Source organism: Rummeliibacillus sp. JY-2-4R (assembly GCF_053847205.1).
This window is the reverse complement of sequence record NZ_CM132623.1, coordinates 943,045-955,344: the sequence shown is the minus strand read 5'-3', so window position 1 is coordinate 955,344 and position 12,300 is coordinate 943,045. Positions and strand designations below refer to the sequence as shown.

The following is a 12,300-nucleotide window of genomic DNA, read 5'->3' as shown; positions in this document are numbered from 1 at the left end:
ATTACACCTCCTCAAGATCTTTTGATAATAGGATGAGTGTAATATTGTCCTCTCCACCATTATCATTTGCTAATTGTACTAGTTGGTTTCCTTTTTCTTCAATGGATGCTTGATTCATAATAATGTTGTGCATGTCATTGTTTGAGACTTTGTTACTCAATCCATCCGAACAAATAAGCAGAAAGGAATTATCAACTAATTCAACTTTATAGCTATCAGGTTCAATAGTAGATTCTGTTCCTAATGATTTAATAATATAGTTTTTCTTTGGATGACTTTCAGCTTCTTCTTCACTGATTTCTCCATTATCTACGAGAATATTGACATACGAGTGGTCTCTAGTTACTAAGCGAATTTCCTCTTCGGTTACAAAATACACACGACTATCACCAACGTGACAAATGGTAGCGTTGTTCCCATCAAAAAGAACCGCAATAAGTGTTGTGCCCATACCTTGGCAATCTTCATGTGTTAAAGAATAATGATAAAGCTCTTTGTTAAGCTCCTTTACTGTTTCAACTAGCCACTCTTCAATCAGTTGATCCGATGTAAAATGAGTTCCATCAGCTTGCAAAAATAACTCTTCAAAATTCGTAACAGCCATACGACTCGCAACATCTCCCGCATTATGACCACCCATACCATCTGCTACAATAGCCAGCTGGTATGAATCGTCACGGGAGATAAACGTTGCTGAGTCTTCGTTAACTGCTCTTTTCTTTCCAATATCACTTACAACTGTATATCTCACAACGTATCACCTCATTAGTGTGTTGTCTCTTCTTTTCTCTCCTTAGCACGCAATTGACCACAAGCTGCATCAATATCAGAACCGTGCTCACGACGGATTGTAACGTTAACACCATGATTTTTTAATGTTTTTTCAAATTCAAAAATCTTATTTCTTGGTGTACGAACATAGTCACGTTCAGGTACATAGTTTACCGGGATTAAATTGACATGACATTTTATAGCCTTAACAAGCTTTGCTAATTCTTCTGCATGTGCAACTGAGTCATTGACACCTCCAAACAAACCATATTCAAAACTAATACGACGTCCTGTCTTTTCAGTATAATACTTTACTGCTTCCATTAATTCAGGAAGTTTGTAAGCTTTGGCAATCGGCATTAATTGTTGACGTAATTCTTGGTTAGGAGCATGAAGTGATAATGCAAAATTGATTTGCAATTGTTCATCTGCAAATTTGTAGATTTTCGGAATGATACCACTTGTTGAAACAGTTATATGGCGTGCACCGATATTTAATCCTTTTTCGTGATTAACGACTTTTAAGAATTGCATCATCGAATCATAATTATCAAATGGTTCTCCAATTCCCATAATAACGATTGAGCTTACACGTTGGTCTTTTTCATCTAAAGCTTGTTGAACTTTAACTACCTGTTCAACTATTTCACCTGGTAGTAGGTGACGTTTTAATCCTCCTAGTGTAGATGCGCAGAAAGTACATCCAATTCGACAGCCGACTTGAGTAGTTACACATACAGAATTCCCATAATCATGTGCCATTAATACAGTTTCAATTGAAAATCCATCCTGTAATTGGAATAAAAACTTGATTGTACCATCTTTTGATTCTTGTTTGACTAATGTATTTAATGTACTAAATGCAAATTCTTGTTGCAATTTTTCACGTAAATCTTTTGAAAGGTTTGACATTTCATCAAAACTCTTGACGCGTTTGTTATATAGCCAATCAAAAATTTGACCTGCTCTAAATGGTTTTTCACCATGTTCTTTTAGCCAGTCTTGAAGTTGATTAGGCAATAATGAATAAATTGATTCACGAAGCTGTGGTTTTTCTTTTTTTACTTTAACTGTTTTTATATCCTGATCCATTAGTTTGTGGATCCTCCTTTTTTTCTAAAAGCAGCAACAAAAAAGCCGTCGCTACCAAAATCTTGTGGGAAAATTTGCATAATCCCTTTTGTTTTAAGTGTTTGCATGCGTTCTGGTACATTTTGAACTGGAGATAATTCCATATCAGGATGTCCCTGTAAGAAGGCTTCAACAGTACCATTGTTCTCCATTTTATCAATTGTACAAGTACTGTAAACCATTTTTCCTTCATTTTTTAATAAAGTATATGCAGTATTTAATAATTGAAGCTGAATTTTTTGTAAGGAATCAAAATCTTCTTCTTTTTTTGTGTACTTTATATCTGGTTTACGACGTATAACACCCAGTCCGCTACATGGAGCATCAACTAAAATACGATCAAATGATTCTTTCTCAAAGACTTCATCTGCTTTTCTTCCATCTAACACTTGCGCCTGTATGATTGATAAACCAAGACGCTCTGCATTTTGTTGTATTAACTTGATCTTATGAGGATGCAAGTCTGTCGCAAAAAGTTCCCCATTATTGTGCATTTTTTCAGCAATATGCGTTGTTTTACCACCAGGAGCTGCACACATATCTAAAACTCTCATACCCGGATGAACTTCTAATGCATTAGCTGGTAACATAGAACTTTCATCTTGGATTGTAATTAAACCTTCTTTAAACGCTGTAGAACGAGCTGCTTGCCCTTCAAGAATGTGTAAGCATTCTGGCATTACAGTACTCCGCTTCACCGAAAATTGATCATCCCATAAACTGCGTAGCGCTTCTTCTACAGTAGCTTTTGTCGTATTAACACGCACTGTTTGAATAGGTGGTAGATTATTTTCAAATAACATTTCAGTCGTTTTTTCTACTCCAAAGCCATCAATATAACGTCGCACTAGCCATTCGGGATGACTTGTTTCAATTGCTAAACGTTTAGCATCATCAGTAATTTCTGTTGTGTCACGAATTCCATCACGTATTATAGAACGTAGAATTCCATTTACAGTAGCACTAATTCCTCTGTGTCTTGCTCTATGTTTTGCAATTTCAACCGCTTCATTTACTGCTGCAAAGTCAGGGATTTTCGTTAAGAATACAATTTGATATAAAGATAAACGCAACAAACAGCGTACCCAATCTTCTAGTTTCCCTCGAATATAGGGCTCTAAATAATAATCTAGCGTCATTTTATATTGTAATGTACCGTACGTAATCTCTGTTAGTAGACCACGGTCTTTTGTCTCTATTTGATATTTCTCTATTGTTTGGTGTAATAGCAAATTACTGTAAGCTTGTTGTTTTTCAACAGCAAGCAGAATGGTTAGCGCTGCATCACGTACATTTCCATTCCAAATCGGTGTTGCATTTTTCTTTTTACTCATTCAAAATGATCCCCAATCTGTAATTTTGACCCTACTCCATTTAAGTAATTGACAGCTTCCATACGTTTTTTACCGGATGGTTGTAAATCTAGAATATCAATTGCTTGACCAAAACCAGTTGCAACTGTGAAGGATTTTTTAGAGATTCCAATGACTGTACCAGGTTTTTCGTTATGCGTAGCAGTTGATTTCTTTGCCCACCAGATTTTTACGTTTTGTCCATTTTGCGTTGTATAAGCTGTTGGCCATGGATGCAAACCGCGGATTTGGTTATAAATTTCTGTATTGCTTTTTGACCAATCAATGCGCTCTTGGTCGCGAGAAATATTATGTGCGAAAGTTGCTTTCGAATCATCTTGAGGAATACGTTGATTAGTTCCCTCAATAATAGAAGGTAATGTTTCTTTTAATAAATCACGACCTACAATACTTAATTTTTCAAATAGTAAACCTGTATAGTCCTCTTCTTCAATTGGAAGGGATTGTTGTGAAATAATATCTCCAGCATCTAGTTTTTCGGCCATATACATAATGGTAACGCCAGTTTCTTTTTGTCCATCCATGACAGCTTGATGAATGGGAGCTCCACCGCGATATGCTGGAAGTAATGATGCGTGGACATTGATACAACCAAGTCTTGGGGTATCTAGTAGTTCTTTTGGTAAGATTTGACCAAATGCAGCAGTGACAATTAAATCAGGATTTAAATCAATGATTTCTTGTAGTTCTTTAGAGCCCTTTAAACGCTCAGGTTGAATAACAGGCAATCCAAGTTCTACTGCACAAGCCTTTACAGGAGGTGGAGTTAATACATGTTTGCGACCAACTGGACGATCCGGTTGTGTGACTACAGCTTTAATATCATAGCCTTCTTCGTGAAGCATTTTTAGGACAGGTACAGAGAAATCCGGTGTTCCCATAAAGACAATCGAGATCATTATTCTTCATCCTCCTCTGCAACCATTGCTTCTATTTCTTCTAATGTGTAGGTTTTTGTTATTTTTTTATCGAATAATATTCCATGTAAATGATCAATTTCATGTTGAATAACTCGTGCATCATAATCATAGGCTTCCAATTCATACAATTCGCCATTACGATCCTGAGCTTGTACTTTTACATATACAGGGCGTTCAACATCCCCATATAAATCTGGGAAACTTAAACAGCCTTCAATATCTACATCTGTATCCTCAGATTTTGCAACAATGACAGGATTGATTAGTTCTAACACGTCACGCTCTTCTCCAAGCTCTACTACTGCAGCTTGTATGCTTTTGTTTACTTGTGGAGCGGCAATTCCTACTCCGTCATTTTCTACCATTGTTTCATACATATCATCAAGTAATTGTGCCAATTTCTTATCAAATGTGGTTACTTCAACCGCCTTCGTTTCTAATACTTTTGCGGGGTTTTTTACAATTTCTAATAATGCCATTTTGGACCTCTTTTCTAAACATATAAAGTATAAATTAAATGGATGAAGGATCTAAATCAACAGATAGTTGAATTCCTTTTTTAATCCATTCCGTACGATAAATCCGAATTAGTTGTTGTAATGTTTCCGTCAAATTCGGTTCTTTTTTATATTTTATCAAACATTGATAGCGATATCGATTTTGGACTCGGCTAATGGATGCTGCTGTAGGGCCTATCAATCCTACTTGTTTTGATAGTTTCAATTTTAACCAATCCATTGCTTTTCCTGCATATTCAGCTGCCATCATAACATCTTCATGGGAAACTTGAATAAGTACTACGTAAAAATACGGTGGATAGGCAAACTTATGACGCATTGCCATTTCTTGCTCATAGAACGGTTCGTAATGTTGCTCTTTTGATAACTGAATTGCATAATGTTCCGGTGTATATGTTTGAATAATAACCTCACCAGGTAAATCATGGCGTCCAGCTCGTCCACTAACTTGCGTTAATAATTGAAAAGTTCTTTCTGCTGCACGAAAGTCAGGTAAATTTAATGAAGTATCTGCACTTAGTACCCCTACTAACGTAATCATTGGAAAATCAAGTCCCTTAGCAATCATCTGAGTGCCTAACAAAATATCTGCCTTAAAGGAACCAAAATCCTCTAGAATGCGTTCATGCGCACCCTTTTGTCTAGTTGTATCGACATCCATACGTAACACTCTTGCTTCAGGAAAGACTTTATGAATTTCAGCCTCAATCTTTTGAGTTCCCGTACCGAAAAATCGAATATGTTCACTGTGACATTCTGGACATTCTGATGGAACATGCTCTTCATATCCACAATAATGACATTTTAACCTTTCCGTAGATCGATGATAAGTCATCGAGATATCACAGTTTTTACATTGAATAACGGTTCCGCAATCTCGACATAAAACAAATGAAGAAAACCCACGACGGTTTAAAAATAATACCATTTGTTCTTTTCTTTCAAGTCTTGCTTGAATGGCTTCAGTCAATGCAGTAGAGAACATTGAACGATTCCCATTATGAAGTTCCTCACGCATATCAACTACTTGCACTGCAGGAAGAGATTGATGCTTTGCTCTTTTAGATAATGTTAATAATGTATAGACGTTTTTCTTTGCACGTGCAAATGATTCAAGAGATGGCGTTGCACTCCCCAATATCACTGGACAATTATGAAAATGGCTACGCCAAATGGCCACATCTCTAGCATGATATCGCGGTGTATCTTCTTGTTTATACGTAGATTCATGCTCTTCATCTAAAATAATTAATCCTAAATTTGTAAAAGGAGCGAAAATGGCAGATCTAGCACCAACAGCAACTTTTACTTCTCCACGGTCAATTTTCCGCCATTCATCATACTTTTCACCTTTTGATAATCCACTGTGCATGACTGCTACTAAATCTCCAAATCGAGCTCGGAACCGTTCAGTCATTTGAGGTGTTAATGAAATTTCCGGTACTAATACAATTGCTTCTTGACCGTGATTTATCGCTTTTTGAATAGCCTGTAAATATACCTCTGTCTTACCACTTCCTGTTACACCATGTAATAAGAACGTGGTAGACTTCTGACTTTTCATAGAATCGATTATTTGCGTTAATGCAACACTCTGCTCATCTGTTAAATCAAGTGCTGTAGATTTCTTTGCATCTTTTGAAAATGGGTCGCGATAAACTTCCTCTTGAAAATAGTTTGCCGCTCCTTTTTCAACAACCGCATTTAAAACAGCTTGTGTTATATTTAATTGCTCACAAAGTTCATGTGGTATGAACACTTCGCCAGCATGATGTACCATCCAATCTACAACTTGGGCTTGTTTTTTTGCTCTATTTGAAATAGAAGAAGCAATTTCTTGTAATTTTAGCGTATCCTCTAAAATTTTCAATTTGCGCACTTCTTTAACTTGCCCCTGTTGTTTAACAATCGTTTTTTGTTCTATAAATCCTTGCTTCATACAATATTTAAGCGGCTTTAGTAGATTAGCCGCTTCAACCTTTTTATATGGAATCATTTCTTTTTTACCAAATAAAGCTTGTAGTTCATCCGGTAAATTAGACAGATCTGTCTTAAGCAAAATAGATTTTTCATATTTTGCTCGCATTGCTGATGGCAACATTACTTGCAATGCATCAATTTCATAGCATAAAGTATGTTCCGTCATCCATTTCGCTAACTCTAACATTTCTTCTGTTAACACAGGTTCTATATCTAAAAGCTGCGCAATACTTTTAAGCTTATTTATTGGTACATCTGTTTCGTCTTTTAATGCTGTTATGAAACCCAGAACATTCCGTGGTCCAAAAGGTACTTTCACTCGACAGCCTAACTCTACTAACTCTTCAAGGTTTTTAGGAACTGCATAATCAAATGGCCTATCCACTGGATAAGCTGAGACATCGACTATGACTTGGGCAATCATTGCCATAAACCTTCTCTTTTTAAAATGGTCTCAAATAATTTAATTGCAAGTTCCTCTTTTGGAAGTGAATCAAATGATGTTAAAAAATTTTCTTTCCCTACTAATGTAACAGTGTTTGAATCAGTACCAAAACCGCGATCCGATTTTGAAACATCATTTGCAATAATATAATCTGCGTTTTTCTTTTTTAATTTACCTTTAGCATAATCCAATACATCATTTGTTTCTGCAGCAAAACCAATTAAAAGTTGATTTTTTTTCTTTTCACCTAATGTAAGTAGAATATCGGTTGTGCGCTCTAACTCAATTTTTGCATCACCAGGTTGTTTTTTCATTTTTTGAGTTTGAATATTTCTAGGACGATAATCTGCTACTGCTGCTGCTTTTACGACGATATCTGAAGAATCGTATTCTTGTAAAATAGCTTGCAACATTTCTTCAGCACTTTCGACAGCAATTAGTTTTACTCCAGCTGGCGGAGTAAGTGATACAGGACCTGAAACTAATATAGTTTCTGCTCCAAGTTTTTGTGCTGCCCTAGCCATGGCATAACCCATTTTCCCTGAGGAAAAATTCGATAAATACCTTACAGGATCAATTCTTTCTAGAGTCGGCCCAGCAGAAACCACCACTTTCTTTCCAGTTAAAGGAAGTGTTTTCGGCGTAAAATATTCATTAACTAATGATACGATTTTCTCTGGTTCTTCTAAACGGCCTTTTCCCACATATCCACAAGCTAAAAAGCCTTCGGAAGGTTCTATAAATTCATAGCCGTCTGTTGCTAAACGTGCTATATTTCGTTTAACTGCAGGATGATCATACATATGAACATTCATAGCAGGAGCAATCCATACTTTTGCTGTTGTTGCAAGTAATGTAGTTGTGACCATATCATCAGCAATGCCATTTGCTAGCTTGCCAATTATGTTCGCTGTAGCTGGAGCTACAATGACTAGATCAGCCCAATCACTTAAATCTATATGTGCGATGACGCTTGAATCTTTTTCATCAAATGTATCTATATATACATCATGTTTTGACATGACTTGAAAGCTTAATGGGGCAACAAAACGGGTTGCAGATTCTGTCATTATTACTTTTACATGAGCACCTGCTTGTGTAAGCTTACTAACAAGTGCAACTGCTTTATAAACTGCGATCCCGCCAGAGACACAAAGTAAAATGTTCTTATTTGCAATCATGTTTTACATCCTCTCGAAACAACACAAGCCCCCAAAGAAGAAATCTCTGGGAGCTACAGCGTTTTAGTCAATCAAATAGGTTAAATTTCATCTTCATAAACTTGTGTTTCATCTTGTTCTTCTTTTGTAAGAACACCTGCAGCTACTTCTTCAAGTGCTTTTCCTACGTTTTTATAAGAAACATATGAATTTAATAGTTGTGGACTTCCTTCTTGCATTGCACGGGCTCTTTTAGAAGCAAGGCTTACAAGTGAATATTTTGAATCAATTTTTGTTTTTAATACGTCAACAGATGGATATAACATCTATTATTCTCCTCTCAACATGGCTAAATATTGTTTTTCTACACGTTCGCGTCTACAATGCTCAGCTAAAACAATCGCATTAACACGTTCACATGCTAATTGTACTTCATCGTTTTCTACGACATAATCGTACAAATTCATCATTTCCAATTCTTTGTTTGCTTCAGCTATACGAGTTGCAATCACTTCTTCGGTTTCTGTTCCACGACCTACTAAACGTTGTTGCAATTCTGAAAGGCTAGGTGGTGCAAGGAAAATGAATAAGCCATCTGGGACTTTTTCACGAATTTGTGCAGCTCCCTGTACCTCAATTTCAAGGAAAACATCTCGACCTGCATCTAATGTTGCATTAACGTAATCAATAGGTGTTCCATAATAATTACCTACATATTGTGCATATTCAAGTAATTTACCTTGTTCGATTAATGCCTCAAATTCCTCTTTGCTTTTAAAGAAATAATCTACGCCATCGACTTCTCCTTCGCGTGGCTTACGAGTAGTCATAGAAATAGAGTATTCATAATTCGTATCTGGTTGTGAGAATAATTCCTTACGCACAGTGCCTTTTCCAACACCTGATGGACCAGATAAAACAATCAATAATCCACGTTCTCTTCTCATTAACTCTCCCTCATCGTTCCAAATAATAAATCATACTTTAATTGATGCTATTATTCAATATTTTGAACTTGTTCTCGCATTTTCTCTAATATTGTCTTTGCTTGAACAACAGTAGCTGCTGCTTCAACTGATTGGTTTTTAGAACCAATTGTATTAATTTCTCGATGTATTTCTTGCATCAAAAAGTCAAGTTTTCGACCAATTGATGTATCTTCTTTTAGTGTTTCGTCTAATTGCTTAAAGTGACTTGCTAGACGATCTAATTCTTCCGCAATATCTGCCTTTTCCGCAAAAATTGCTACCTCTGTCAAAATACGCTCTTCTAAATTATCTGCTTCACTTATTTCCTTTATACGTTCTACAAGTTTTAGACGATATTTTTCTACTGCATTTTGAGAAACACTTTGAATAATCGCAATCTGTTCTTCTAATGATTGTTTAAAGCCCGTTACTTTTTCTAGTAGTTCCTGACCTTCTCTTTCTCGCATTAGAATAAGAGCTGTTGCTGCCTCATTGATTGCTTTTTCCACTGCACTTAAAAGATTTTCTTTTGGAAGTTCTTTTGCTTCCATAATCAAAGCTTGTTCAAGTTGTAAAATTTCTGACATTGACCAATTTTCTTCGAGTGGAATTTGTTGTTGTTTTAACTCTTCTCTTGCTTGTTTGTAGGCATTGACAAGCGGCCAATTAATCTTTACTACTTGTCCAAGCGGCGTTAATTCTTTCACATAGACGGACACATCGAGTTTTCCTCTAGCTACTTTAGTAGAGAGTACTTTTTTCGCAAAACTTTCCGCTTCTGTCCAATCTTTCGGAAACTTCGTAGATACTTCTAGAAACCGATGATTTACTGAACGGATTTCTACGGTTATTTGTACTTGATCCGTTGTCGTGACACCCCTGCCAAATCCAGTCATACTTCGCACCAAGGTCAGTCACATCCTTCTTTGCATACTATCCATAAGTATAGCATAAGATATACGTTATTGCGTATAATGATTAACTGGTTATCTTTCCATTGTACGCTAAAAATCCTTTTTTTGTTGTCTTTTTATAAAAGAAAGAAAATTTTTAATTTTACAGACTTAATTCTCTCCATATTTTTACAGTTTATTACCATAAAAAAATAAAAAATGACTATAAACCAGCAGATGGCATCTCCTGTTCGTAAATTAAAGCTAAATTTGCATAATAAAATTCAACGTTTTTCAATTTTGCAATAAAAAATGATAAGATAGAACAAAACGCTTTGAAAGAGGAATTACATATGGCATATGATGGCTTATTTACACTAGCAATGACCAAAGAACTGCAACAACTTGTTACTGGTCGCATTGCAAAAGTGCATCAACCGAATGCACAAGAAATAATCTTAACAATTCGAGCGAATGGTAGTAACAATAAATTATTATTTTCAATACATTCATCTTACGCACGCGTACATTTAACTGAACAGGCTGTTGAAAATCCAGCCGAACCACCAATGTTTTGTATGTTACTTAGAAAGCATATTGAAGGTGGCTTTATCGAATCGATTAAACAAATTGATGGCGACCGTATTATTATATTAACAATTTCAAGTAAAAATGAAATCGGCGATCCGATTATTCGAGAATTACACGCTGAAATAATGGGACGACATAGTAATCTGATTTTAGTAGAAAAAGAAACACAAAAAATCGTAGATAGTTTAAAACACTTACCACCAACTGTGAACAGTTACCGTACTGTTTTACCAGGCCAACAATATGTAGCACCACCAGCTCAAGACAAAGTAAATCCTGTAAATCCTTCCTACGAAGAGTTACAGACATTCTTTGATACAGAAAAAACAGCACAAGAATTGGTCCAACATTTCACAGGATTTTCAACACTTCATGCCAACGAATTTTTATATCGCGTGAAACAAAATGGGAAATCTGCTAGTGATTTATTTCCAATATTTATAGATGAATTTAAGAACGGTGGAAGTAACCCTACTTATATCGAAGTAAACGGGAAAACTCAATTTTCCCCTATCGCTTTAACTCATTTAGAAGGAAAGCCTACAATTTATCCTACTTTGAGCACTTTACTAGACCGCGTTTTCTTTGCAAGAGCTGAACGAGACCGCGTAAAGCAGCAAGCAGGTGATTTAGAGCGATGGCTACAAAATGAAATTAGTAAGTTGAAATTAAAATTGAAAAAGCTCCAAAAAGACTTAAATCACGCATCCAATTTAGACCAATATCAACTTTTTGGTGAATTATTAATGGCCAATCTCTATAACTTCGAAAAGGGACAAAAAGAAGTAATCGTAACAAATTACTATGATGAAAATGGTGCACAAGTAAAAATTCCAATAAGCGAACGTAAAACACCCATTGAAAATGCCCAAAGCTATTACACAAAATACAATAAAGCAAAAAATGCACTTATTATGGTGCAACAACAAATCGATAAAACTGATGAAGATTTAGCATATTTCGAAATGCTTTCACAACAAGTACAACAAGCTTCACCACATGATATTGAGGAAATACGTGAGGAGTTAGCAGAACAAGAATTTATGAAGATGAAAGCTTCCAAGCGCCGAAAAAAACCTACAAAACCGGCGCCAGAAGAATTTGCCTCCTCTTCAGGTATTCGGATTTCAGTTGGCAAGAACAATAAACAAAACGATTATTTAACATTTAAACTTGCTAAAAGGTATGAAATTTGGATGCACACTAAGGATATACCAGGATCCCATGTGGTCATACATGACGACAACCCTGATGACCAAACACTGCTTGAAGCAGCAACCTTATCTGCATATTTTAGTAAGGCTAGAGAATCCTCATCAGTGCCTGTTGATTACACAGAAGTTCGCCAAGTGAAAAAGCCAAATGGAGCAAAACCCGGATTTGTTATCTATTTTGAACAAAAAACAATTTATGTAACGCCTGATGAAGAACTCGTTATGAAATTAAAAAAAGATTAATTCAAAAAGACCAGAACCTTATGATACAGGTAAAATTCTGGTCTTTTTCTTTGCCTTTTTATGCATATTAAAAGGAAATATGTGCACATTAAG

11 protein-coding genes are annotated in these 12,300 nt (G+C 35.8%); 1 reads left to right on the top strand and 10 read right to left on the bottom strand.

What is annotated here, in order from left to right; genetic code table 11:
• Position 1: 1 nt before the first annotated feature.
• The 10 genes from ACWV26_RS04405 to ACWV26_RS04360 form a co-directional block, all read right to left on the bottom strand.
• Entirely contained in the window at positions 2-751 is a 750-nt protein-coding gene (locus tag ACWV26_RS04405; protein ID WP_455897163.1) for a Stp1/IreP family PP2C-type Ser/Thr phosphatase, read from the bottom strand.
• Between the two features lie 14 nt (positions 752-765).
• On the bottom strand, positions 766-1,863 hold the full coding sequence (rlmN, locus tag ACWV26_RS04400; protein ID WP_455897162.1) for a 23S rRNA (adenine(2503)-C(2))-methyltransferase RlmN: 1,098 nt from the start codon (positions 1,861-1,863) through the stop codon (positions 766-768).
• The gene (rsmB, locus tag ACWV26_RS04395) at positions 1,863-3,236 is read right to left on the bottom strand and encodes a 16S rRNA (cytosine(967)-C(5))-methyltransferase RsmB (RefSeq protein WP_455897161.1); all 1,374 of its coding nucleotides are present in this window, start codon (positions 3,234-3,236) and stop codon (positions 1,863-1,865) included. The genes rlmN and rsmB overlap by 1 nt, the downstream gene beginning before the upstream one ends.
• Positions 3,233-4,174, bottom strand: a complete 942-nt coding sequence (gene fmt, locus ACWV26_RS04390) for a methionyl-tRNA formyltransferase (RefSeq protein ID WP_455897160.1) — start codon at positions 4,172-4,174, stop codon at positions 3,233-3,235. Before fmt ends, rsmB begins: the two co-directional genes overlap by 4 nt.
• Positions 4,174-4,674, bottom strand: a complete 501-nt coding sequence (gene def, locus ACWV26_RS04385) for a peptide deformylase (protein ID WP_455897159.1) — start codon at positions 4,672-4,674, stop codon at positions 4,174-4,176. The genes fmt and def overlap by 1 nt, the downstream gene beginning before the upstream one ends.
• A 34-nt stretch (positions 4,675-4,708) precedes the next feature.
• Positions 4,709-7,117, bottom strand: coding sequence for a primosomal protein N' (gene priA, locus ACWV26_RS04380; protein WP_455898173.1), 2,409 nt, complete (start codon positions 7,115-7,117; stop codon positions 4,709-4,711).
• Complete coding sequence (gene coaBC / locus ACWV26_RS04375; RefSeq protein WP_455897158.1) at positions 7,114-8,319, bottom strand: bifunctional phosphopantothenoylcysteine decarboxylase/phosphopantothenate--cysteine ligase CoaBC; 1,206 nt, start codon at positions 8,317-8,319, stop codon at positions 7,114-7,116. Before coaBC ends, priA begins: the two co-directional genes overlap by 4 nt.
• An 80-nt stretch (positions 8,320-8,399) precedes the next feature.
• A complete protein-coding gene (gene rpoZ, locus ACWV26_RS04370; protein WP_455897157.1) occupies positions 8,400-8,624 on the bottom strand; it encodes a DNA-directed RNA polymerase subunit omega in 225 nt (74 codons plus the stop codon).
• Between the two features lie 3 nt (positions 8,625-8,627).
• Entirely contained in the window at positions 8,628-9,245 is a 618-nt protein-coding gene (gene gmk / locus ACWV26_RS04365) for a guanylate kinase (protein WP_455897156.1), read from the bottom strand.
• Between the two features lie 50 nt (positions 9,246-9,295).
• Positions 9,296-10,174, bottom strand: a complete 879-nt coding sequence (locus ACWV26_RS04360) for a YicC/YloC family endoribonuclease (RefSeq protein ID WP_455897155.1) — start codon at positions 10,172-10,174, stop codon at positions 9,296-9,298.
• Positions 10,175-10,512: 338 nt separating this feature from the next.
• On the opposite strand from ACWV26_RS04360, the gene ACWV26_RS04355 reads away from it, so the two are divergent.
• Positions 10,513-12,207, top strand: coding sequence for an Rqc2 family fibronectin-binding protein (locus ACWV26_RS04355; RefSeq protein ID WP_455897154.1), 1,695 nt, complete (start codon positions 10,513-10,515; stop codon positions 12,205-12,207).
• Positions 12,208-12,300 lie beyond the last annotated feature (93 nt).

Coding starts and splice junctions, on each gene's coding strand:
- rlmN (WP_455897162.1), bottom strand. CDS start 1,863: ATGGATCAGGATATAAAAACAGTTAAAGTAAAAAAAGAAAAACCACAG.
- rsmB (WP_455897161.1), bottom strand. CDS start 3,236: ATGAGTAAAAAGAAAAATGCAACACCGATTTGGAATGGAAATGTACGT.
- fmt (WP_455897160.1), bottom strand. CDS start 4,174: ATGATCTCGATTGTCTTTATGGGAACACCGGATTTCTCTGTACCTGTC.
- def (WP_455897159.1), bottom strand. CDS start 4,674: ATGGCATTATTAGAAATTGTAAAAAACCCCGCAAAAGTATTAGAAACG.
- priA (WP_455898173.1), bottom strand. CDS start 7,117: ATGATTGCCCAAGTCATAGTCGATGTCTCAGCTTATCCAGTGGATAGG.
- coaBC (WP_455897158.1), bottom strand. CDS start 8,319: ATGATTGCAAATAAGAACATTTTACTTTGTGTCTCTGGCGGGATCGCA.
- rpoZ (WP_455897157.1), bottom strand. CDS start 8,624: ATGTTATATCCATCTGTTGACGTATTAAAAACAAAAATTGATTCAAAA.
- gmk (WP_455897156.1), bottom strand. CDS start 9,245: ATGAGAAGAGAACGTGGATTATTGATTGTTTTATCTGGTCCATCAGGT.
- ACWV26_RS04355 (WP_455897154.1), top strand. CDS start 10,513: ATGGCATATGATGGCTTATTTACACTAGCAATGACCAAAGAACTGCAA.